Genomic DNA, 23,460 nt, shown 5'->3' with positions numbered 1-23,460 from the left:
CTTATTGTTGTAGGTATGGTTGAGGATTAACCGGCTTGCCATTCACACGCAACTCAAAATGCAATTTGACTGCATTCGCATCGGTATCACCCATCTCGGCAATCTTTTGACCCTTAGTCACAGTATCACCCTCTTTCACCAAGAGTTTGCTGTTGTGGGCATAGGCTGTTAAATAGGTGTTGTCATGCTTAACAATGACCAAGTTACCGTAACCGCGCAAACTATTACCGGCATAAACGACTTTACCGCCTGAAGCTGCCAGCACTGGATCACCTAACTTACCGGCTATATCGATACCTTTATTGGTCTCAGAATAGGCTCCAGTAACAGAGCCCTTAGCGGGTTGAGACAAGCGAATGCCGGGCTCTGCCACAACGGCCTCTGACGCCACGTCTGCCTTAGCGTCGGACTTACTAATTTCTTTGGCCTTCGGTGTAGGCGCATCAGGAGCACTGATTACCGCTGGCTTAGCAATCGGTTTGGCCACCGGTTTAGATCCTGCTGGCGGCTTGATCAAAATCAGATCGCCTATTTCAATTTGATTGGGGTTTGCTAGGTTATTCCAAGCAATGACATCCTTTGGTGATTGCCCATGATCGATTGCAATACGCGCCAAGGTATCACCCTTCTTCACGCGGTAATAACCAGCAGGTGCTGGTTCATCAGAACTACCAGCAGTGCGATCAGTCACATTGGCTGGTTTAGTGCGAGGTGCTGAGCACCCACTCGCCAAAACTAGTAGGCTCGCTACAAATAAGAGGCTAAGTACTCTAGGCATCAATTTAGGCATGGAATAGACGTTTAATCTCATACTACCCCTGATTGTAAGGGGACAAAAAAGACCTCGTCCAGCACAGTTCTTTGGTAGCGCTGGGAACTCATCCGCTCCACCATTACCAATTGCTGCTCTTTTTCGTTTTTAACCACCGGCGCTACCAAACGCCCCCCTATCGCCAACTGATCTAATAAGGCATCTGGGATGCCTAAACCAGCAGCAGCCAGAATAATTCCGTCAAATGGGGCTGCCTGAGGTAGGCCCAAAATGCCATCACCATAAATCAGGCGCAAGTTATTAATCCGAAAAGGTCGCAATTTAGCCCTGGCCATATCATGTAGTGGGCGAATGCGCTCGATGGAATAGACTTCTTCTGCCAAAAGACTCAAGACAGCAGCCTGGTAACCACAGCCAGTGCCAATTTCCAGGACTTTGCCTAATGAATGTCTGGGCTTATGCAAAATCTCAATCATGCGGGCGACCACTGAAGGCTTGGAGATAGTCTGTTGGTGCCCAATTGGCAATGCAGAATCTTCGTAAGCTTGGGGATGCAAACCGGCATCCATAAATGCATGGCGTGGCACGGTGGCAATGGCTTCCAATGTTTTGTGATGCTTTACCCCTGCGGCAAGCACCTTTGCAGCAAGTGCTTGGCGGTGCCCAGAAAATCGTTCAGCCGCTGGTTTCAACCGCGATCCCAACCATTGGCACGCATAGCTGCTAGGCGGGCATGGTGCGTTAGATCTAACTGCATTGGCGTAATGGAGATGCAACCATCATCGATTGCATGAAAATCCGTTCCCTCAGAACTGTCTTTAGCGTCACCTGCTGGACCAATCCAATAGATGTCTTCACCCCGTGGACTTTTTTGAATTACCACCGGCTGAGAGTGATGACGCGTACCTAAGCGGGTGACACGCCAACGATATAAATCAGCATAAGGACGGTTAGGAATGTTAACGTTGAGCAAAGGAGCGGTGCCATCGGTATGTGGCAAATGGGAAACTAATGCTTGAGCAACGATATCGTGAGCTGCCTTAGCGACGTCATCAATGCGATCCCAGCCGCGATCAATTTGTGAAAATGCAATACCTGGTACGCCAAACATGACACCTTCAATCGCAGCGGCGACAGTGCCTGAGTACAGAACGTCTTCGCCCATATTCTCACCCTGATTAATTCCAGAGACGACTAAGTCTGGCTTTTCATCTAAGAAACCTGTCATGGCAATATGCACACAATCAGTTGGTGTGCCATTCACAAACATAAAGCCATCACGCTCACCACCAGCAACGCGATGAATCGAGAGCGGGCGTGACAAGGTTAAAGAATTTGAGGCACCACTATGGTTTTGCTCAGGCGCAATCACAGTAACTCGACCCAAAGGCTGTAAGGCTTTATAGAGAGCCAAGATTCCTGGGGCTAGATAGCCATCGTCATTTGATAAAAGTATGTGCATGACCTGATTATCCTATGTTCATAGGGCAAAGTATCAAAAGTAGGCTAAGCATCAATTAAGCGCCCTGCCATGGCTTTGACAACCGCCTGGGTTCTGGTCGATACGTTTAATTTGGTACGGGCATTATCAAAATGGAAGTCAACTGTGCGCTTACTTAAACCCAAGATCGAGGCGATTTCATCAGAGGTTTTGCCACGCGCCGACCATGTCAGTACTTCTGTTTCTCGCGGATTGAGCTGCACCTCTTTAGGCCAGACGTCCATTCTGGCGACCCGCGATAAGCGGGCTTCAATAATCGTAGCCAATACATCAAAGTCAATTGGCTTAGTAACGTAATCGTCAGCGCCTAATTTACGGCCTTTTAGCTCACTATCGCGATCACTCAATGCCGTTAAAAAGATAAAGGGAACGTGCATTAATCGAGGGGATACTGCCGTGAGTCTCTCCAAAACCTCTAAACCCGACATGACGGGCATACCGATATCGCACAGCACTAGATCCGGGGAATTATTCAGTATGGCTTTTAAGCCATCTTGACCATTAAAAGCAAGCGCCACTTCATAGCCCCGCTCAGAAAGATCTTCCTCCAATAACTTGGCAGTCTCTTCCTCATCTTCAATACAGAGGATTTTGATGGTCTTTTTATCTGCTTCCATGTTTTCCAAACACTTATGGTGTATTAAGATGTCCTGTGAGTAAAAACAGCCTCTTAATCCCTACTTCAGTGATGCCCTAGTGAATTCTAACTTGTTAGTCCAGAGATCCCTCAGAACGCAAATTATTCTGTTTTCTCTGCTTATTTTCTTTTTAACGCTGGGGCTAGGGCTCTTTAGTTTTAGCAAACTCAATGAGGTGAATGAAGCTTCGGCTGATATCCGCGGACACTGGCTCCAAAGCACACTCTTCCTGGGTGACTTAAATAACGATACTTCCGACTACCGGGCGGCTGAGGCAAACCTGATTCTTTCTGAAAATCCTAGCGTGGAAAAAAGTGCTCGCGAAGAAATTATTACCCTCAAGGAAATTATTTCTTTGACAGAAAAGAAGTATCAAACTATGAAACATGGTCCAGCAGAATTAAAGACCTTTCAGGAGTTTGAACAAGACTGGGAGAGGTATAAAAAGACTTCAGATGAAGTGTTAAGTCTGTATAAAAACGGTAAAGCAGATCAAGCGCGCAAACTCTATATGGGTCAATCTCGGATTGATTTTGCAACAGCGAGCACTTCATTGAGCACCCTCACCTCCCAGACCGTTAAAGGTGCTAGTAGCGCCAGTGATTACGCGGCCAATATTTACTCTCAGGCTCAAAAGCTGATATTGCTGGCATTTTTAGTTACGATTTTTTGTATCGCTTATTTACTGTATTACATCCGCACTAAGATTGCCCTACCCTTGCTGGCTCTAGCTGACAAGATGCGCACCTTAGCGGCCAATCAAACCGATATTGAAATTAAGGGCACTGATCGCCCAGATGAAATCGGTGAGATGAGTCGTGCGGTAGTGATCTTCCAAAAAAATGCGATTGCCCTCTCTCAGAGCCAACTCAAACTGATTGAACAAGCTTCATCACTCGAAGAGAAGCTACATCTTGAGCAGCGGATGACGGAGTTGCAGCGTAACTTTATTTCCATGGTCTCCCATGAGTTTCGCACTCCGCTCACGATTATTGACGGTCAGGCGCAGCGCCTGATTAAGTTACGTGAACCCATTAGTTCACATGACATTGTCGAGCGTGCCCATAAGATTCGCAACTCCGTCAAGCGGGTAACCAAGGTGATGGAAAACATCATCACCTCGAGCAGTCTTTACGATGGCACATCACAACTTCCCTTTGCCCCAAGGAAACTCGATCCGTGTAAGCTGATTGCCGACGTGTGTCGCATCAACGAAGAAAACAATCCTCAATGCCAGATTCGCTTTGATTATGACGAGCAGCCGATGTTGGTATTTGGCGACCAAGATCTTTTATTTTTGATCTTTAGCAATCTCATTTCGAATGCGATTAAGTACTCCAATGCCGATAAAGAGATCCGTGTTACCGCTTATGCTGCAGGGGATTTTGCTGTGATCACCATTGAGGATAAGGGAATTGGTATTCCAGAAAAAGATATGGCACAACTCTTTGAGCGTTATCACCGCGGCAGTAACGTGACTGGCATTGGCGGTACTGGCATAGGATTACATCTAGTAAAAATGGCAATCTCTTTGCACGAAGGTGATATTCAGGTGCAAAGCAAAGAGGGTGCTGGATCTCGCTTTATTGTTCGCTTGCCCTTAGCCAACTAAAAACCATCAAGCAATCCATTAGAAGTCTGCGTGTACGCGAATACCGAAGATATTAACTGGGCCACGGGCCGCGTTGTATGCAGGATTAACCACGTGCTGGTAGTCAAATCCAAAAGCGAGGTGCTTAGCTACGCCCAGGTTGTAATACACCTCAGAGATACGCTCCAAACCATAAGTTAAAGCACCATCACCCACCAGCACTCCAAGACCACCCATTGCAAAATACTGCTGGGCCTCCTTAGAGATTCCGTTCACGATGCCCTGAACGCCAATACTATCCATTGGTCTATTCCAAAGATCGCCCTTAAATGAGAGACCCGCGGTGACTGACTGATTGATATCAGTAAACTCATAGGCCTCTTGAGCGCCATTATTTTGGCTGGCGCGTGCAAATAATCCAACGCTGGGGTTGATCTCTTGTTCAAAGTTCAACGCAATCCCAGGACGCCAAGCCATGCGTCTCACTAATGAAGTATCAGGGGTCGTGCCGGTTTGCTGCGCCAAGGCAACCGCATTGCTATACGAACCCATATTGCCGCGGTTTACAAATCCCAAAACCTTGAATTTGCCTTTATGGCCATCAATTTCATGACGCTCTTCAAGCTCAGTGACCAACTCGTATTGCTTAAACCCAATATCAATATTTTCGCTATTTGGAACAATCGATAGATCAAAGTAGCCAGCTCGCAAAGTCCACCAATCTTGATTCCACTCAATCGCACCGCCGTAGGTATAACCCCAAGAATCCGCCGCATAGTCAAATGCGCCCGCATCCACACCAGCCCAGTTCAAGAAGTCTCCTTTTGGGTCATGGGCATAGGTATTGGTATCAAAGATGTCAACCACCGAGAACTTACCAGCAGTAATAATCACATTATTGGATGTGATGGTTTTGGCCAATTGATTCGCTTGATCTTCGAGCTCAATTAAATCGCCACCCAAATTAAAAGTTTGACGGATGAATGCCCGTGGCGTGCGATAGTATGGGTTGTTATTGCCGACCTTATATGCTTCCGCACTGGAGAAGCCTGCCAGACCCAAGGTATTGCTTAAGCCAAAGCCTTGGTCAATTTCCGGATTGAAGTAGGCCTCACCGCCATCCCATAACTTCACCCCTAAATAGAGTGTCGCATCAAAGGTTTCGGCGCTATTGCTGTGAGGCGTCAAACTATTCGTGCCACTATAAGGCGCATTAAAGGTAGGGTGATATTGATCTACCCAAGTTGCCTGCCCGTGAATATTCCAACGCTGATCTGCTGGAGGTGTTTCGCCTTCTACTGCTACCTTGGCGCCTTCCATATCATCCACACTGGAGCCTATCGCGAACTGGACTTGCGCATAGCCAGTAGCTGGCAAGATTGCAGCACAAAGGGCAAAGCACAATAGCGAGAGGGGTAATTTATATAAAGTCACCGGCTTACTTAGCCTCTATAGCCACAGCGACCTTCACCTGAGGATCACCTTCATCCACCTGAATACATTCAATCTTGACTGGCGTCCATGGTTTAAAGAAGGTATTGGTATTTGGAATGGCTTCAGCATGCAGTGCAATGATGCGAGTCAAATGATGATCGACTTCTTTCTCATGCATTAAAGCCGTTTGAGAAGTTGAATCGAGCCAGCGCATTTCTGCAAAATCAGGTGCATTTTTGAAGTAGCGATTACTGGCCACCATGCAAGCCACAATTTCTGAGCGCTCGCCCTGAATGATCAGATTTCTAAAATTCTTCGATAGATTGAGTGAGACTGGCGCCCCTTTTGCATTAACCAATAATGGCGATAAGCTAGCCATCAATAGACCAGCGAGCATCAATAGAGAGAATAGGCGTTTGCTTTGCATATTATTTCAAAACGGCGTTACCCTGCTCGTCCTTGACTTGCTTCCAGCGGGCAGCAAAGGCCTGAATAAGCGCTTCATCGGTAATGGGAATATAGCTAGCTTCTTGCGCAGCAAGCGCCCCATTGGCATAAATCCATTCCAAGAAATGCAAAGTTTGTAGCGCATCTTCACGCTCATTACGCGTCGCATGAATAAGCACATAAGACATAGCAACGATAGGCCAGCTATTGGCGCCGGGTAAATCTGTCAGGGACTGATAATAACTTGCCTTATGCCAGTGAGCCTGTTTGTAGGCTTGCATGAAGGTATCGAGGCTTGGGGCAACATTATTACCGTCGCGGTTAATTAGATTGATGGTTGTCAGTTTAGACTTTTGCGCATAACGAAACTCAACATAGCCAATCGAACCCTCTGTTTGTGCAACAGTTTTGGCAATCCCACTATTACCTGCTGCTGCCTCACCTACCGGCCATTGCAAACTCGAGCCAATACCAAAACGCTGATCCCATTCTGGACTTACCTTTGCAAGGTAGCCAGTAAAGGTAAAGCTGGTGCCCGAACCATCTTTGCGATGAATGACTGTAATTGCTAAGTGCGGCAAAGAGATGGTGGCATTGAGATTTTGAATGGCTACATCATCCCAATAAGTGACCTTACCCAAAAAGATATCCGCCAGCACTGAGCCGGTGAGGCGCAACTGACCCGATGAAATGCCTGGCAAATGAATTACTGGAGTGATGCCCCCTGCCACCAAGGGAAATTGCATTAAGTCATCTTGAGATAACTCGGATTGAGTCAATCCAATATCAGTTACAGCAAAATCAACTGTGCGCGCAGTAATGCGCTTAATGCCTTCAGCAGAACCGATTCCTAAATAGTTCACCTTGATATTTTTTTGACTTTGATAAGCCTCTGCCCAAGATTGCATGATGGGCATTGGAAAGGTGGCCCCTACTCCGTCGATTTCTGAATCAGCGTGAGCAAAAGGAACGGCCCCCATGGATAGGAGCAATACAGCCGCAGGGAATAGGCGTAAGAAATAGCCCATACTCAAAACCTGTTTAAAGATGGAACAATAAATGCAGACGATGTCATATTTGTGACATCTTCTTTTCGACCTCTATTTATAGCGGGCCCAGACCAATTAGCCGACGGTACGGCGATCCATCAAAGCACGCGCCAAAGTACCCGCATCCACATACTCAAGCTCGCCACCCACTGGAATACCTCTGGCGATACGAGTCACTTTAATGCCCTTAATTTTCAGCACTTCTCCGATGTAATGGGCGGTTGCCTCACCCTCACTGGTGAAATTGGTTGCTAGAACCACCTCTCGAACGGGCACACCCGTATCAGGAGATTCAATGCGATTGAGCAGACGATCAAAATGAATTTCATTCGGACCCATGCCATCAAGCGGTGAAATGCGGCCCATCAATACAAAGTAATTGCCTTTGAAGCTCAGGGTTTGCTCTACCATCACCTGGTCAGCGGGTGTTTCAACAATACACAGCAATGACGGATCACGACGCTCATCGGCACAGGTGCCACATACGTGCGTTTCGGAGAAGGTATTGCAACGGGCGCAGTGGCCTACGGTCTCGACCGCTTCACCCAATGACTTGGCCAAGACAGCTGCGCCATTGCGATCATGTTGAAGTAGGTAGAAAGCCATACGTTGCGCAGACTTTGGTCCCACTCCTGGTAATACGCGTAAGGCCTCAATCAAACGACCAAGTGCATCTTGAGGTGCTTCGTGACGCGCCATCAGAAGGGCAACTTAAATCCAGGGGGCATTGGCATACCAGCAGTAGCACCAGACATCACTTGGGCACTAGCAGCTTCCACTTGCTTAAAAGCATCGGTATAGGCAGTCACAATGAGGTCTTCCAACATCTCGCGATCATCCATGGCGGCTGGATCAATTTGCACACGCTTCATATCGTATTTGCCAGAGATGGTGACTTTGACTACGCCGCCTGCGGCTTGACCAGTCACCTCAAGAGCAGCCAATTGCTCTTGCGCTACCTTCATCTTCTCTTGCATCTGCTGAGCCTGTTTCATCAAGCCAGCCAGTCCACCTTTCATCATCGCTTCTTTTCCTTAGTTCTTCATTTATTTTGTATTACTGATTCATTACTTAAAGCGCTTTAACAGAGCCGCCAACTACCTTGGCTCCGAATTCTTTCTCGAGTTGCTGAATAAATGGATCAGCAGCAATCATTTGCTCTGCATTCTGGCGCTTCTCTTGATGTATTTGCGCATCAACCTTGGCAACGGTCTTGCCCTCTACTTCACCCTTTTCAACGAGTACCTTTACAGGTTTACCGAAGTGCGCAGTTAAGGCATCTGCCAAGCGACCTACTGAAGCCTCGGAGGCCAATTGCGGCATGGGTGTCACGATCGTGGCGCGCACTCCAGCAGGAGAATCGTCCCAAACCTGTAGCTCAGTCTGAAACGCCAATTGCTGCACTAAACCGCGCACTGGCAACTGACGCATCAAGGCGTGCCAGTCGGGACGATCGGCAGCATGAGCAGTTGCCATCGCTGCTGCTGGCGCTGCAGGAGCAGACACAGTTGGCGCAAGTGGGGCAGCTGAAGTAGTGGGCGCAGGCCTTGTAGCAGGCGCTGGAGCGCTTGGTCTTGGAGTTGCTGATGGGGGCGGAGGCACAGTACCACCTCCCGCTCTTACCGCTTCAGATCCAGGACGAAAGGCCAACATCCGCAAGAGTGTCATCGCAAAACCAGTTTGCTCATCTGGTGCGAGCGATAAGTCTGGGCGACTGGTGATGCTAATTTGATAGAAGAGTTGCACTTCTTCCCTAGACAGAGATTGGGCCAAGCGGCGAATATCGCCCGCCTCCGGCCAATCTTCCAATACAGACTCGGGTACTACTTGTGCGGCGGCAATCTTTTGCAAGAGACTTGACAGATCGGCTAAGGCCAATGAGAAAGACATACTGCGCTCGCCCATCTCATTTGCAGTTGCTAACAGTGCGGCACCATCTTTGGCAGTCAAAGAATCCAGAATGCGCACTAGATAAGCATCATCAAGGGTGCCCAGCATGCCTCGTACCGCTTCTTCAGAAACGATACCGGCCGCATATGCAATCGCTTGGTCAGTTAAAGATAAGGCATCGCGCATCGAGCCTTGCGCTGCTTTAGCCAATACACGTAGGGCGTTGGCCTGGTATTGCACATTCTCAGCAGCCAGTACTTTTTCTAAATGTTCCACGATGAGCGGTACTGGCATTTGCTTGAGGTTGAACTGTAAGCAACGCGACAAAATGGTGACTGGGATCTTTTGGGGATCGGTAGTTGCTAGAATAAATTTGACGTGCTCTGGTGGCTCTTCCAGTGTTTTGAGCATGGCATTAAAGGCGTGATTGGTGAGCATATGCACCTCGTCAATCATGTACACCTTGTAACGCGCATTGCTTGGTGCGTAGGCAGCCTTCTCTAATAGTGCAGCAATGTCGTCAACACCACGGTTGCTCGCTGCATCCATTTCAATATAGTCAACAAAGCGGCCTGCGTCGATCTCAAGACAAGCGGGGCATTTGCCACAGGGCTCTGAGGTCATCTTCCCCGAGCCATCCGACCCGGTGCAATTGAGGGCTTTTGCCATAATGCGGGCGATGGTCGTCTTACCCACACCACGAGTACCTGTAAAGAGCCAAGCATGGTGCAGTCGCCCTTGATCCAAGGCATGGGTCAGGGCTTTGACCACATGGTCTTGTCCTACCAATTGGGAGAAGGTTTTAGGGCGCCACGAACGGGCTAAAGCCAAAGATGTCATAGTCACCATTCTAACAAGGCTAAAATAGAATTGGATGGGCCTCCCCGCATGGTGGGTTGGATAACCTGGTCAGGTCGGGAACGAAGCAGCCAAACCCAATTTCTGCCAGTGCCGGGGGTTTGGCTCATCCACCCTACCCTATCTCAATAATCATTACATCCGTTCATCACCTACCAGCTTTTAAAGCTTCTGACTGATGCAAAAGCGCCCCTTTCTTGTTACTTATTAAGTAATATCTGATGTAATATACGTACCATTATTGATGCGATCATTGGATGAAAAATCCAATCCTTGAGGTTTACTTTTATAAAACAGAAGCTGGGAATGAGCCGGTCCGACAGTGGCTTCAATCATTGAACCTAGAAGATAAAAAGCGTATTGGTGAGGACATTAAAACCGTCCAATTTGGCTGGCCCTTAGGCATGCCTCTGATTAAACACCTTGAAAGTGATATCTGGGAGGTGAGATGCAACTTAAGAAGTGCAATTGCAAGGGTGTTATTTGTTATTGATGGCAAATCCATCGTTCTCGTTCACGGATTTATCAAGAAGCAGCAGAAGATCTCTCAGTCGGATATGGATTTAGCAAAAAATAGGGTTAAGTTGTTAAGGAGACACTCATGAAGAAAAAACATATTGGTAGCAACTTTGACTCCTTCTTAAAAGAAGAGTCAATTCTTGAACGCTCCACTGCGGTAGCCGTCAAACGGGTTATTACATGGCAAATTGAACAAGAGATGCAGAAACAAAAACTCACAAAAACACTCATGGCCAAGAAAATGCATACCAGTAGAGCAGCCTTAAACCGCCTACTCGATGAGAGTGATACCAGCCTAACCCTCATTACATTGGCTCGCGCAGCTACAGCGCTTGGGAAAACGATTAAATTTGAATTAAAGGCGGCCTGAGATCTCATGATCCTCTGTCTCATTCAAGTCGCATAAGCCGGTTAATCAAGGCACAATAGCCTTTAAATTACCAAACCGAGTACTTATGCCCCAAGCCATTATTTTTGATGTTGAAGCCACCGATAAGAACGATGCAGTCATTATTGAGGCAGCATCTCTCGATGTGATCTCGCTTACTCCATTTGAAGTGGGCAACCCCTGGGTACAGCGTTACAACCCAGGCAAGCCAATTAGTCTTGGTGCTCTAGCTACGCATCACATCATGGATGAAGAATTAGTCAATTGCCCATCGAGCAGCTCTTTTAGACTGCCGGCTGGCACCAAGTACCTGATTGGTCACAACATTGATTTTGATTGGGTCGCCATTGGCAGCCCCGAGGTCAAACGGATTTGTACGCTTGCCTTGGCACGTAGCCTATGGCCTGAGCTTGATAGCCACACGCAAAGCGCCCTGCTCTATCACTTTGAACGCAGTAGCGCCAGAGAACAATTACGCAATGCCCATAGCGCCTTAGCCGATGTCTGGATCTGCTCGAAGATTGTTGCGCAAATTATTGATAAATTACACCCCACTTCTCTGGAAGCCTTTTGGGAAATGTCCGAGAAAGCACGCATTCCGACGGTGATGCCATTTGGCAAGCACAAGGGTGAGCTTATCAGCCAAGTGCCGACTGACTACAAGCAGTGGATGCTGCGGCAAGACAACGTCTCGCCACATTTACGCAAAGCACTCGAAGCTAAATAAAGCCTGTACTAGGGAATAAGGAATCCGTGATTTCCTTATCCCCCATCTAGGCGCACTGCTATTGCTACTGCAATTCTTGAATGCATTTTTCTTATTGGTAATTTTTGCCAAAGAAGGATGTCTTTGAGCGCTCACCACGACTCGTATTTTTTAAAACTACGCAATATGAAAAAATCATGATGAGTACGAGTGAAATGCCGTTGAAGTTATTGAGTAAAGTCATTTTTCTCTCCTAGTTAATTTGGGTTACTACGTTTATCTATTTAATTGATTACTGGACTACGGGTAATTCATCCCACCGGGTGGTGTAATTGGGTGATCGGTTGCCTGAGCGCATTTGCCAGTCTTGTTTAGTGCCGGCGGCTGCAGAACGAATCACAGACTTACCAAACCGAGTGTTAATCGAGTCCATGGCTTTCATTAATCCAGCAGACTTGCCTTTCACTTCCATATCCTCAAATAATGATTGCTGCACAGTAGGTTTATCAGCCAATAGCGTGAACATCACGCCCGCCTTCTTGTAACGAAAGCCGCTTTTATAGATTTGCTTTAAGCCCGCAATAGCGGCGTTCGTGAGCATTAAGGTGTTATCACTTGGATCGCTCAGCGGTACTGAAACACTGCGGTGATATTGCTCTTCGTTCTGCTTAAATGGATTGGTCTGAATAAATACCACCAGCGCGCCCGTTACTGAGTTCTGAGCGCGTAATTTTTCAGCACCTCTGGCGGCATGCATTGCGACAGATTCAATCAGCTCCTCTAGGGCGGTAACTGGCCTGCCAAAGCTGCGTGATGAAACGATTTGCTGTTTAGCGGGGGCAACCTCCTCCAACTCCAAGCAAGAGACGCCACGCAACTCATAGCAAATACGCTCAATTACCACGCCAAACTGTTGACGCATTAATTGTGGGGAGGCCTGCAGAAGATCAAACACAGTATTGATCTGCAATGCCTTGAGCTTCTTGGTCATTTGTTTGCCAATGCCCCAGACTTCACTCACTGCAGTCTCAGTCATCCATTGATAAAGCACCTCCTTGGGCATGGCTTCAACATCACACACACCAGCAAATTGAGCATGCTTCTTAGCCAGATGATTAGCCAACTTGGCCAAGGTTTTGCTCGCGCCAATGCCCACGCAAACAGGCAGACCTGTGGTGTCTTTGACGGTTTGTTTGATCTTGCTACCTAGATCACCTGGGCTGGCGTACTGCTTAAGTACCGTCTCTATCCGCAGAAAGCTTTCATCAATACTGTAAACCTCTAGGTTCGGTGTGAACTTGCGTAGCACCTGAACCACGCGCTCGCTCATATCGCCATAGAGGGTGTAGTTAGACGAACAAGCCTGAATACCATGCTTCTTCGCCAACTCTTGCATCTGAAACCAAGGGGTACCCATCTTCACACCAAGCGCTTTTACCTCAGCACTGCGCGCTACTGCGCAGCCATCATTATTGGAGAGCACGACCATCGGCACGGCTTCTAACTTGGGAGCAAAGACCCGCTCACAGGAGACATAGAAATTATTGACATCCACCAACGCAAAGAGCTGCTCAGTTTTGTTGGGCATGATTGGGGTGGAGTTCATTGATGACTCCCTCGGCTACTGGCGTGACTGTATTTGCGCACCACCCCCACAACTACACCCCAGATTTGTAACTGGCTACCTTCGTTAAAAGTGATGGGTTGGTAGTTTGGGTTTTCTGGTTGAAGTTCAATGCGGCCGCGCAACTGATACAGACGCTTAATGGTGTACTCATCGTCAACTACGGCAACAACGATGTCTTTATGTTTTGGCTTGAGGGCCTTATCGACCACCACCTTATCGCCGTCACAAATGCCAGCGCCCATCATCGAATCACCCTTCACGGTAAACATAAAGGTGGCTGGTTTGTTTTCTACAAGGTAGCGGTTGAGATCCAGACCCTCTTCTGCATAATCAGCAGCTGGACTCGGAAATCCAGCGGAAATACGGTGACTAAGTAACTTGAGCTCAAAAGCATCAAAATGCGCCCCTAAGGCTTGTGGAGCCTGGCTTAGAGTGCTTTCTGGAGCGGTGATATTTGAGGGAATAAGTACCATAAGTGCCAATATACTGTATATCCATACAGTATATCAAGCACTATTGCATTACCCCTCCTTTAAAGCCCCTGGAGTGTGGTTTTTAGGCCTTTTTGGCTGTCCGCTTCTGGGCAGGAGCCTTGGCCAGTGCGGTCATATTCTCCACATTCTTCTCAAAAGAGCCAAAAGAGTCTGCCATGGCGGCCCGCATCAATTCAAAGTTTTGCAGGGCTGCCTTAAAGGGATCCTGAAAGGCGGAGTTAAAACCTGCCGCATCAATCGGGGCATTCTCGGTAGCCTCATTGACAAAGTGGATGAGATCTTCTTTGGATTGCTCAACCATGGTTTGGGCAATTTGCACCAACTCTTGATTGCCAGTGCCCAAGGTCTTCAGTACAGCGGTTTGATACTCCACCACCTCTTTCGCAGCATCTTGCAAGATTTGCGCGTGCACCATATCGAATACCGATTTGGGATTAGAGGTCTGCAGTAACTCAGTGACCTTCTCTTGAATGAGCGCCGTCATTTTTTGAGCAGCTTGCGAATTGAGTTTCATAATCTCTTTGGCCTTACTGGCTGCTACCGCGCCCATTGCTTTAGATGCTTCAAGCACCCTAGTTTGCTGAGCTGTCGCATTGAGATTCAATGGCTTGGATTTCATGAAGCTTCCCTTCGATTAATTAAGGCGCTAAATCGCATTGTGCAATCTTGAAATGCGAGAGGAGTAAGACTGATTCAATCTACTCCCAATTGGCAAGCCTTTTTATAGAGAAATACCACTAGACCCAAGAAAAAACCACCCGGAGGTGGTTTTTAGCAAAAGGCAAACGCCAAAATAGCGGGATCATCTAAGAAGCTATCCGATAAATAGATAGTAGCCCGGTAAAACCAGGGGCTCATCGTATCGATTAGTTCAGTGAAACGTTCCATGACTTTATTTTAAGCCCCTAAGAAATCTGACTTACCAATTTCAACGCCGTTGTGACGCAAGATGTTGTAAGCCGTCGTGACATGGAAATAGAAGTTCGGAATAACCCAAGTCAATAGATACTGCTGACCTACAAACTCGAAGTTCCACTCTTTAATGGAGAACTTAATCTCTTTGGCTTCTGAACCATCAATCTGCTCTGGCTTGATCGTATCTAAAAATGTCACCGTTTGAGCAATACGCTCTTGCAATTGCGCCAAGGTCGTTTCATTGTCGTCAAACTTCGGTGGCTCAAGACCGGCTAAACGGGCCATACCGCCTTTAGCTTGATCGCAGGCAATTTGCACCTGCTTACTCAAGGGGAACATATCAGGGAATAAACGTCCATCCACCAATACGCTCTCATTGATGTTTTTGCTAGCAGCAAAAGCCTCGCCCTTTTTAAGAAGCGCGGAAAGGTTGAGTAACATCTTTTTAATTTGCGGTGCTGATGCTTGATACATGGTTAATGACATGGATTGCTTTCTGTTGAGTTGCTGTTGGTTGGGTTACTTTGAGTTAATTGAATTAGGTTGATTGATTGGCTTCATGGCAGTGAAGTGATTACACATCACTCATAAAGTCGCCGCCGCCGCTGTCGTCCCAGGAGCTAGCACCGCCATCATCCCAGGAACTGGCATCGTTGACACCGAAGTTAGCTTGATCAGGCATTTGACCACCTACCTGATTAAAGTCGGAGTTCACATTTCCAGCATTGGGGTGTCCACCCATGAGGTGGCTGGCCAAGGCTTCGCCGGCAACCATACCAGCACCTAATGCGGCGCCGGTTGCTAAGCTACCCATCAAACCACTCCCACCCATTCCTGGATTACCAGGGTATGGACCATTGGGATAGCCTGCTCCAGGATATGCGCCTGGTGCACCAGCACTCGGGGCGTTATAGACCTGAACGGGCTGAGGGCGTTTGCGCAAGAAAAAGAAAACGCCGCCCACCAAGACGGCAATCAAAATCCAAAAGATCGGATTGCCAAAAATAGAACTTGCACCTGTTTGCATTGGCACAGAAGCGCTATGAGTAGTAAGCTGGGCTTTTAATCTCTGGACTGACTCAGGCTGCGCAAATGGCAGTCCAGGCGCGATATTTTCAGCGCGGGCAAATGCACTTCTTGCTTCATCTAACTTACCTTCCTTCAGGTAAAGCTCAGAAGCAATGTAATTGGCTTTAGCGCTATTGGGATGATTTTGCAAAACCTCCTTCATCATGGCATCGGCTTTAGCCAACTGCCCTGATTCAATGGTTTGGTAAACCTCTGGCAAGGTGGGCTCTGCCATTGCTAAACCACTACACAGCAATACGCTCGCAATAAATAGATTGACTACTGATTTAGTTAAACCATACGTCTTCATTGCAACTCCTTTAGGGGTGATTTCTGATTATCCCCACTTTGAGGGATCTTGGAATTCAATCCAATACCGACTATAGGGGGACTTAATGGGGTATTTCAAGGGTCTGGCCGATTTGCTTGATTTTGCCCTCAGCTGATATCAAAAAGGCCTTATTGGGCTTATCTGGCCGAATGCGTGCCAACTCTTTTTGGTAGTTTGCAAGCTGCGCCTGATATTTGCTGTAGCTCTCGGTATCGATATCTGGAATGGTTAACTTGTAGTCAAGAATCGCTAAACATGTATCGAACTCAACCAAGCGATCTATGCGGAAGTTTCTGCCCTTTTCATCGGCAATATCCAGCTCATTCCAGGCCTGTATCCATGGACCCGACCTGAGATAAGTTGTCAGCTCTACAGAATCCAGCACCGTCTGTGCGCGCTTTAAGACTTTTTGAGCAATGCTTTGATCAACCCCTAACCAGCTCATCACTTCTTGTTCACTTGGCATAGCAATGTCTTGCTGCGTACTACCGGAATGCGGCACCAAGAACTCCAGTAATTTATGAAAGTACACACCCTCTTCCAAGATCTCAGGGTCAGACTCTTTGACCCGATCATCATCGACACATACCTGGGCCGTCACACCACCCTCAATATCTTTGAGCAATTGCTCGTGACTCTCGATAGCAGGCCTCCAATGAATCACAAAATCATCCACGCTGGCTAGTCTATTTGTATCTGCTGCTACTGTTTTTTCTGCTTGAGCAATTTTCCAGGTTTGTAACCCTTCTTCTACCGGCATGTCATTGGGCAGCTTATAAAGAGGGAGTTCTGCTTTAAGTGCTTTGCCGTACCAAGAGGATGGATCCAAACCATCGGGGTTCTTTTTGCTTGGCTTTTGTGCGTCACCGCTGATCCATAGACCCTGACGCGCCCGCGTCATTGCCACATACAGCAAGTTCCAGTTTTCGTTTTCACCAATTCTCTTCTCTTCATCGTTGATTTCGGTGCGAGGACTAGTCAATGTTTTATTGGTAAATAAGGAAAGATGACTTGGGCTAGCCTCCTCGGGCGCCCATTCCATGAGGACTCCGCTGTGATCAACGTAGGTATCCGTATTGTTGGAGTCAAGGACAATCACAAAAGGCGCCTCCAGCCCCTTGGCACCATGGATCGTCATCAAGCGAACGCGCTGATTCTGTTCCTCGATAGATAGCTCGCTATCTTCATCTAGCTCAACTAAATTGTCCTCGCTAGTAGTATCCACATCACCCTCATCAGGGGTTTCATCATCATCGCCACGGCGCTTGAGATTAATCTCATTAATAAAACGGCTCAGACTGGGGTATTGACCACCATCTTGATTCAAAGCCAACCCCAAGAAAGCATCTAAGTTAGCCAAGACTTGGGCTCGTGAACGCTCATGACAGATGGCGGCGTAACGAATACGTACATCACCCTCTTGGTAAATGCGATCGAGCAAATCATGCACCGGCAAACGCTCGCTCAAGACTTGCCAATGCAGTAAAAAGCGTGCTGCTTTTTGTATTTTTTCATCTGCGCTATCTTGCAGTGCATCCCACCAAGTACGATAACGCTCGGTAGTCATCGCTATAGCCAGTTTTTGCATTTGCTGTTCTGTAAATCCAAAGATCGGACTTCTCAGAACTTGGGCTAAAGGTAAATCATGGCGCGGCGAGATGAATACCGTAAGCAAGGCAATCAGGTCATCGACCTCTAGGGTGTTTAATAAACCACCTAGACGGGAGCTGTCATAAGCCAGACCTGCATCTTGCAGGGCTTTCTCGTATTGAGACAAATAGCTGCGGCGCTTGACCAGCAACAAGAAGTCACTTGGCCTAGCCTTTCTCCAAATATCCTTACCGCCGTCTTTATCTGCAACCTGACGAGTAGCAAGCAGATGGTTAATTAAACGCCCGATCATTTTGCCCTCATGCATACGCTGAACATCCGCTACTGTCTTGCCTGGGTCGATGATCGGATCATCAAAGGCACTGCCACTACGCTGTTCATCCGATGGTTGCTCGTAAGCCACCAAAGGCAAGATATAGGCCTCGCCTACTTTTGCATAATCCTCGTGTGGCCTGCCCTCATCACCAGCAGTCCATAAAGTTTCCTGTCGCGAGTAAGGATATTTTTCAGGCAGTAACTCACTCTTAAAAATACGGTTTACCGCTTCATTGATGTCCTGCGCATTGCGCCTGGTTTTATCCTGCTCTATGTAGACAGCGTCCCACTCCCAATGGAGATAATGTTTGGCACTTGCGAAGAGTCTCGGGTCAGCACGACGGAAACGATAGATCGATTGCTTAGGATCACCCACAATAAATACTTTTGGCTTATCGTCCCCCTCGCTGTAGCCTGCCAACCAGGAGCGCAAAATTTGCCATTGCAATGGATTGGTGTCTTGAAATTCATCCACCAAGATCTGTTTATATCTGGCGTCTAAGCGCGCCTGCAAATAGGCTGCATTGGTAGAGTCAGCCATTAAAGTGCTGACCCCAATTTCCAGATCATCAAAGTCACGTACACGCATATTCTCTTTTTGCGCTTCGGCGAATGCCATCATTGATTCAGTCAGTGCAAACCAAGCTTGGTTGATAGCAAAAATATCTTGCTCTGCTTGCCATTGCAGGTATTCTTCAAAAGCATGGCCCCAAGCTTGCTTAAAGGAAATATGCTCTTCAATCCGATGAGCCATTCCTTCATTTGTTAAATAAGTTTTTAAGTCGCCCAATATCTTGTCATTGCTCTCGCGATATTTCGGATCCTTTGTCAAAAATGTATATTGAAAAATTCCAGCCACTTCCATGACTGAGCCACCGCGCTTTTTACAGACAAGTGCTGGTAAGAGATAAGGAAGCAGCTTTTGATCGTTTGTGCTGCTATTTTGCAAACAGAGAGCTAAAAATTCCAAATTTTTGAGGGCATTGGGAGCATCCCAAAGCGCAAGCAGTGGATTGGGTGCATTTAATCGAAACAAGGTTTTTTTAAAGCGCTCAATCGGTGTTGAGCCCTGTTCTTTGCACTCTTTCGCAAAAAAAGTCCATGCGCCTCTTTGTTTAAAGAGACTACCTTTGCCCATTAAGAACTTTTGGGTCTCATGTGCGCCCAGGTGCTTTAGTAGCACGTCGTAATGTACCTTTAGTTCTTCTGTTAAATTACCCCACCAATCGCTGAGACACTCCTCCTGCAAACGCTTGGCATCTTCACGCAATCTAAATCCAGGTTGAATTCCGAGCGATACAGGAGCTGAGCCAAGCAAGCGACCAAACCAGCCATGAAAGGTATCAATCACGATTGGCTGAGGATTGGCTAATACTTGCTCGTAGAGCACCCTTGCTTTGGGTAAATAGACAGCAACTTGAGTGGGATCTACCCCTCGATCAATTAACTCTTTATGCAACTGCACATCATCGTCTTTTGAGAATTGCTCGAGCAAGCCATAGAGTCGATCACGCATCTCTTGGGCAGCCTTACGTGTAAAGGTCAGCGCCAGGATCTCTTGTGGCTTAACACCATCAAGCAAAAGACGAATCATGCGCGCAACCAATAACCATGTCTTGCCGCTGCCGGCACAGGCCGAAACGATAACTGATCGCTGAGGATCACAAGCTAATGCTGCTGAATATGGCAGCTTTGGCACTGCATCGTTTGCCGCTAAGGTGTTTAACTCGGGATTCACCAGCCCCCCTTGCGGCAAACACCACGGGCTTCACAGAATTGACACACACCATCTGGTGCAAATGCTGCCATCGGTTTTTTAGCCCATAGCGCCTGCACATCTTCAGTGATCTGTGCATTAAAGCGCGCCATCTGTTCAGACAAATCTTCCACTACTTGAGCGCGTACCGCGTTTTCGTCGCCTTTACTTAAACTAGCCTTTAGTGAAACCCACTCGGCATTCACAACCTCATGACCGGCCATGCGATGATCCTCATGGCGCTGATTGGCTGCGCTAGCATAGATCAATAATTGCGGATCATCCAAGAGACGCTCAGCGCGCTTTTTGACTTTTCCAAAACTTTGATTTTTGTAATCAATCACGCTAGCTAACTTCTTATTTTCACTCTGGACATCGTAACGGTCTGCATAGCCCTCAATTCGGAGATGTTTTAGATCGCCCCCAGGCGTTTTAAATGGCAAATCAAAACCTACTTTGGCCTCACCCACCAAAAACTCCCAACCTTGGGCCTCGCGCTGGAGTTGCCAATCAATAAAACTCGGAATTTGCTTTTGCCAATCGCGCAAAGTACCCATGACACGAGCATCGCCTTCAATCAACCCCGCAAACTCTTGCTCCGAATACATCAACAAATGCTCTTGCATCCAGGCACGGCGCAACTCAATATCCCTTGTTAATGTTGGCATAGTGTGCTCTTGGGTTTTGAGCGCTTGATAAAAACGTTGCAATAAAGCATGCAAGGTTTGGCCGGCTAGAGAGGCATCAAATCCCTCGTCCAAACCTTTGGCTTTACGCAGACCCAACAAACTACGAACGTAGTAGCGATATGGGCAATCACGTAATGCCTTATATGCACTGGGACTCATCGACAGCGGTAATGGCACATCTTCTTCAAAGTGTGCAACCGACATGGCCATTGGTTTAACCGCAAACTCGTGCCTAGGTAGTGGCAGACTCATCGCCTCCCATTGAATTTGACTTTGTAGACGCTGTATCCATGCCGCCGGTCGCAGTGGCTCGCCGTTTTTACTGGTACTTTGCCAAAGAAGATCGACGTAAGAGCACGATGCAAGTAAGCCAGATAAATCACGAGCTTGCTGGACAAACTGCGATTGAATTGTGGAGGTCTTGAGCAGAGTGTTCAGCGCATCCGAGAAAAATAATGGCGGCTCTGAATACGCAGGTAATTGCTGCTCATCACAACCAACCATCACGACAGCATCAAAATCGCGTAAGCGCGTAGAGCTAAGGGGCAATACACTCAAACTGGCTTGCGCTTCTCCGCCACCCTCTTGATAGCTGGCATTTTCAAGGATCGTTCTAAGTAAACTCAGCCACTCCGCTAAACGCATCGGCACTGCTTGCTGCTCTGACTCACCCAAATCAAGCGACTCCAACACCTCCAACAATTGCTTACCAGCCGCGTCAAACTCCAAACCAATTGCCATGCCAGTAGCGGCTAAATTCTTTTGCAAAAGCTCATAAGCCTTCTTGCAATCACCCTTGATTGCTAGCCACTCATAGTGACGCTGTCGCAAAAATTGGATCAGCTGGAATAAGGCAGGATTTGGTGGGGCACTTGAGGTCTTTAAAGCATTCGCTCCAACGCCCTCTATCGCCAAATGGAAAGTTTTCCATCCAGAACCTGCTTTACTGGCAATCAAAATATCTTCAAGCTCGGCAATTAAACCAACACAGGAACCCTTTTCTCGGTTTAGGAAATGCTCGTTTTCTAAATCCAAAAATGGATTGTTCAAAAACTCTAATAAAACTTTGGTAGTTGGCCCATCTTTGGGCGATTTAATTAATTCCAGCCAACTGATTAATGCGGCGGCTGCGCGGGTGGTGGAAAGCTTCCAGCCAGTCTCATCGCGGATATTTAATACAGGACCAAACCGAGAAAGTAGTGCACGGGTTCTTCTAGCAACTAAGCGATCTTGCGCCACCAAGGCAATGTTTTTCCTGCCCGCAATCAGGTGTTGTTCAATTGCTTTTGCTGCTACCCACGCCAATTCTTCAAAGCGCTTTGCGGCAATGAGGCGCCAGTTTGTAGGGTCTGCTTTCTTATCGTTTGCTATGGCTTGAGCCCAAGCTATCTCACCGCCAATCGCTTCAGCCCAAAGACCCACTGTCTCCCAATTCATTTTGACTTCAACTACGGGTGCATAGTGCGCATATTGCCGCAAGAGTGAACTCACGATCTCTTGATCGATTGGCGTTGGGTCTGCCGTCTCAACCCAAATCAAGGGCCTAAGCTCACCGGCCCGATGAGCCTGAGCAGCCGCATCAAGGTGGGCAAACATCGCAAACTGTTTACGAAAGGCTGGATCACTTGCACTTGCAATGAAGCGCCAGAATGCTAATAAGACCTTAGCCTCCCTATCCACTACTTTACGAGATAGCTCCGGATAGACCTGGTAGATGCTCAACTCAAGCAATTCTTTGACTTGATCAATCCAAGCCTCACCGATTGCGAATTGAGCACCCTGCTCCATGAGCGCATGAATTTGTTTTTGCAAACGTGGGCTCAGGGCTTCGGATAAGGTGTTGCAAGCTTCAATAATGGCTTGCGCCAATCCCCAAGCACCCGCCTCACTCTCCGCCTTGAACCAAACTCGCAGATCCTTTTCTTTTTGGATAGCAGCAAAGACACCTAACCAACGCTCTAAATCCGTTTGCTTCTTAGGAAATCTCCAAGCGCCTGGCGCCGCCTCAAGCCAATCATTGAAGCTCATCACTTGCGGTAAGAAGGCGTTTTTTGGATTCAGTTCGCCAAGTGGGGGGCGATACTTCTCCAGGGCCGATCTCACACCCATGAGAGGACCTGCGGTACTCAAGACGACCAAGGGACGCTGCCCCGTTTGCTTGGCACAATCCCAAATTCCCTTTGCCAACTGCTCCAGAGCAGAAGCATCAGGCGTAATTGCCCAGGCAATTGGGCCATCTTGCGGGGTGATTTGAGGAAATGGGGCAGACATGAGGGCTTGGGTTAGCTTGGGTTCTTTTGAGTTTATTTGAGGTAAATTTTGATTTTTAGGCAGAAAGTGTGGCTTATTGCTAATATAAGCGTTGTATTGCAATAACTAAATAAGCCTAAATAAGGAATTTTCATGAGTGCCGGCATTAAACACGTAACTGACGCCTCTTTCGAGCAGGACGTCCTCAAATCTGACAAACCTGTGTTGCTCGACTTCTGGGCGGAGTGGTGCGGTCCTTGCAAAATGATTGGCCCTATCCTAGAAGAGCTCTCTGCTGATTACGGTGACAAGCTCCAAATCGCTAAGATGAACGTTGATGAGAACCAAGGCGTACCCGCCCAATTCAATATTCGCGGCATTCCTACTCTGATTTTGTTCAAAAACGGCACGGTTGCCGCTCAAAAAGTAGGCGCCCTTGCTAAATCCCAGCTGACTGCATTTATCGATAGTCATCTGTAAATAGTCCTCGACCACAGGTTCGCCAGTTGAGCCTGTGGTTTTTTAGTGTAGTATGGCGTTAATAAGTTATTCAGCGCACTTGAAGTGCCCCAATTTCCAGTAATCTACCCCCCTTCTTTTTAGCAAAATCC

22 protein-coding genes, 1 other RNA gene and 1 pseudogene are annotated in these 23,460 nt (G+C 47.6%); 6 read left to right on the top strand and 18 right to left on the bottom strand.

Features of this window, described 5'->3' with window-relative positions; translation table 11 throughout:
* Nucleotide 1: 1 nt before the first annotated feature.
* From BOQ04_RS01870 to BOQ04_RS01855, 4 genes and pseudogenes are all read right to left on the bottom strand, one after another.
* A complete protein-coding gene (locus tag BOQ04_RS01870) occupies nucleotides 2–811 on the bottom strand; it encodes a LysM peptidoglycan-binding domain-containing M23 family metallopeptidase (RefSeq protein WP_083657466.1) in 810 nt (269 codons plus the stop codon).
* Nucleotides 808–1,431 (bottom strand): annotated as a pseudogene (locus BOQ04_RS01865) (protein-L-isoaspartate(D-aspartate) O-methyltransferase); the annotation flags it as partial. The pseudogene BOQ04_RS01865 and the gene BOQ04_RS01870, both read right to left, overlap by 4 nt.
* 29 nt (nucleotides 1,432–1,460) lie before the next feature.
* Nucleotides 1,461–2,234: a 5'/3'-nucleotidase SurE gene (gene surE, locus BOQ04_RS01860; protein ID WP_076023059.1), complete on the bottom strand. Its 774-nt coding sequence runs from the start codon at nucleotides 2,232–2,234 to the stop codon at nucleotides 1,461–1,463.
* A 44-nt stretch (nucleotides 2,235–2,278) separates the two neighbouring features.
* Entirely contained in the window at nucleotides 2,279–2,890 is a 612-nt protein-coding gene (locus BOQ04_RS01855) for a response regulator transcription factor (protein WP_076023058.1), read from the bottom strand.
* A 79-nt stretch (nucleotides 2,891–2,969) separates the two neighbouring features.
* Here BOQ04_RS01855 and BOQ04_RS01850 point away from each other — a divergent pair, with 79 nt between their 5' ends.
* Nucleotides 2,970–4,523, top strand: coding sequence for a HAMP domain-containing histidine kinase (locus BOQ04_RS01850; protein ID WP_076023057.1), 1,554 nt, complete (start codon nucleotides 2,970–2,972; stop codon nucleotides 4,521–4,523).
* Between the two features lie 18 nt (nucleotides 4,524–4,541).
* On the opposite strand, the gene BOQ04_RS01845 is transcribed toward BOQ04_RS01850, so the two are convergent.
* From BOQ04_RS01845 to dnaX, 6 genes are all read right to left on the bottom strand, one after another.
* Nucleotides 4,542–5,822: a carbohydrate porin gene (locus BOQ04_RS01845; RefSeq protein ID WP_076023175.1), complete on the bottom strand. Its 1,281-nt coding sequence runs from the start codon at nucleotides 5,820–5,822 to the stop codon at nucleotides 4,542–4,544.
* 118 nt (nucleotides 5,823–5,940) lie between these two features.
* Nucleotides 5,941–6,363 carry a hypothetical protein gene (locus BOQ04_RS01840; protein ID WP_076023056.1) on the bottom strand — a complete coding sequence of 141 codons (423 nt, stop codon included), beginning with the start codon at nucleotides 6,361–6,363 and terminating at the stop codon, nucleotides 5,941–5,943.
* A 1-nt stretch (nucleotide 6,364) separates the two neighbouring features.
* A complete protein-coding gene (gene pstS / locus BOQ04_RS01835) occupies nucleotides 6,365–7,411 on the bottom strand; it encodes a phosphate ABC transporter substrate-binding protein PstS (RefSeq protein ID WP_076023055.1) in 1,047 nt (348 codons plus the stop codon).
* A gap of 96 nt (nucleotides 7,412–7,507) precedes the next feature.
* Nucleotides 7,508–8,131, bottom strand: coding sequence for a recombination mediator RecR (gene recR / locus BOQ04_RS01830; RefSeq protein ID WP_076023054.1), 624 nt, complete (start codon nucleotides 8,129–8,131; stop codon nucleotides 7,508–7,510).
* A complete protein-coding gene (locus tag BOQ04_RS01825) occupies nucleotides 8,131–8,454 on the bottom strand; it encodes a YbaB/EbfC family nucleoid-associated protein (protein WP_076023053.1) in 324 nt (107 codons plus the stop codon). Before BOQ04_RS01825 ends, recR begins: the two co-directional genes overlap by 1 nt.
* Nucleotides 8,455–8,503: 49 nt before the next feature.
* A complete protein-coding gene (gene dnaX / locus BOQ04_RS01820; protein WP_076023052.1) occupies nucleotides 8,504–10,162 on the bottom strand; it encodes a DNA polymerase III subunit gamma/tau in 1,659 nt (552 codons plus the stop codon).
* Nucleotides 10,163–10,195: 33 nt separating this feature from the next.
* Here dnaX and ffs point away from each other — a divergent pair.
* The 4 genes from ffs (at nucleotide 10,196) to BOQ04_RS01800 (ending at nucleotide 11,814) form a co-directional block, all read left to right on the top strand.
* Nucleotides 10,196–10,294: signal recognition particle sRNA small type (gene ffs / locus BOQ04_RS01815), an RNA gene on the top strand.
* 143 nt (nucleotides 10,295–10,437) lie between these two features.
* Nucleotides 10,438–10,785 carry a type II toxin-antitoxin system RelE/ParE family toxin gene (locus BOQ04_RS01810; RefSeq protein ID WP_076023051.1) on the top strand — a complete coding sequence of 116 codons (348 nt, stop codon included), beginning with the start codon at nucleotides 10,438–10,440 and terminating at the stop codon, nucleotides 10,783–10,785.
* The gene (locus BOQ04_RS01805) at nucleotides 10,782–11,069 is read left to right on the top strand and encodes an XRE family transcriptional regulator (protein ID WP_076023050.1); all 288 of its coding nucleotides are present in this window, start codon (nucleotides 10,782–10,784) and stop codon (nucleotides 11,067–11,069) included. The genes BOQ04_RS01810 and BOQ04_RS01805 overlap by 4 nt, the downstream gene beginning before the upstream one ends.
* 85 nt (nucleotides 11,070–11,154) lie before the next feature.
* Nucleotides 11,155–11,814, top strand: coding sequence for a putative quorum-sensing-regulated virulence factor (locus BOQ04_RS01800; RefSeq protein WP_076023049.1), 660 nt, complete (start codon nucleotides 11,155–11,157; stop codon nucleotides 11,812–11,814).
* 91 nt (nucleotides 11,815–11,905) lie between these two features.
* Here the strand turns inward: BOQ04_RS01800 and BOQ04_RS10975 are convergent, their stop codons facing one another.
* The 8 genes from BOQ04_RS10975 to BOQ04_RS01765 form a co-directional block, all read right to left on the bottom strand.
* Nucleotides 11,906–12,037: a hypothetical protein gene (locus BOQ04_RS10975; RefSeq protein WP_269844380.1), complete on the bottom strand. Its 132-nt coding sequence runs from the start codon at nucleotides 12,035–12,037 to the stop codon at nucleotides 11,906–11,908.
* Between the two features lie 48 nt (nucleotides 12,038–12,085).
* A complete protein-coding gene (locus tag BOQ04_RS01795; RefSeq protein WP_076023048.1) occupies nucleotides 12,086–13,399 on the bottom strand; it encodes a Y-family DNA polymerase in 1,314 nt (437 codons plus the stop codon).
* Complete coding sequence (locus tag BOQ04_RS01790; protein WP_198929264.1) at nucleotides 13,396–13,893, bottom strand: LexA family protein; 498 nt, start codon at nucleotides 13,891–13,893, stop codon at nucleotides 13,396–13,398. Before BOQ04_RS01790 ends, BOQ04_RS01795 begins: the two co-directional genes overlap by 4 nt.
* Before the next feature lie 82 nt (nucleotides 13,894–13,975).
* Nucleotides 13,976–14,533 (bottom strand): phasin family protein, encoded by a 558-nt coding sequence (locus BOQ04_RS01785; RefSeq protein WP_076023047.1) that lies wholly within the window; start codon nucleotides 14,531–14,533, stop codon nucleotides 13,976–13,978.
* A 278-nt stretch (nucleotides 14,534–14,811) separates the two neighbouring features.
* Entirely contained in the window at nucleotides 14,812–15,315 is a 504-nt protein-coding gene (locus BOQ04_RS01780; RefSeq protein ID WP_076023046.1) for a DUF1993 domain-containing protein, read from the bottom strand.
* Between the two features lie 88 nt (nucleotides 15,316–15,403).
* The gene (locus BOQ04_RS01775) at nucleotides 15,404–16,207 is read right to left on the bottom strand and encodes a tetratricopeptide repeat protein (RefSeq protein WP_076023045.1); all 804 of its coding nucleotides are present in this window, start codon (nucleotides 16,205–16,207) and stop codon (nucleotides 15,404–15,406) included.
* Nucleotides 16,208–16,289: 82 nt separating this feature from the next.
* Complete coding sequence (locus BOQ04_RS01770) at nucleotides 16,290–19,853, bottom strand: UvrD-helicase domain-containing protein (RefSeq protein ID WP_076023173.1); 3,564 nt, start codon at nucleotides 19,851–19,853, stop codon at nucleotides 16,290–16,292.
* 35 nt (nucleotides 19,854–19,888) lie between these two features.
* Nucleotides 19,889–22,870 (bottom strand): PD-(D/E)XK nuclease family protein, encoded by a 2,982-nt coding sequence (locus BOQ04_RS01765; RefSeq protein ID WP_076023172.1) that lies wholly within the window; start codon nucleotides 22,868–22,870, stop codon nucleotides 19,889–19,891.
* 132 nt (nucleotides 22,871–23,002) lie between these two features.
* On the opposite strand from BOQ04_RS01765, the gene trxA reads away from it, so the two are divergent.
* Nucleotides 23,003–23,329: a thioredoxin TrxA gene (gene trxA, locus BOQ04_RS01760; protein WP_076023044.1), complete on the top strand. Its 327-nt coding sequence runs from the start codon at nucleotides 23,003–23,005 to the stop codon at nucleotides 23,327–23,329.
* The last annotated feature ends 131 nt before the right edge of the window (nucleotides 23,330–23,460 follow it).

Source organism: Polynucleobacter sphagniphilus (assembly GCF_001953355.1).
Lineage (GTDB): Bacteria > Pseudomonadota > Gammaproteobacteria > Burkholderiales > Burkholderiaceae > Polynucleobacter > Polynucleobacter sphagniphilus.
The sequence above is the reverse complement of the archived record's forward strand: the minus strand, read 5'-3'. Positions and strand labels throughout refer to the sequence as shown.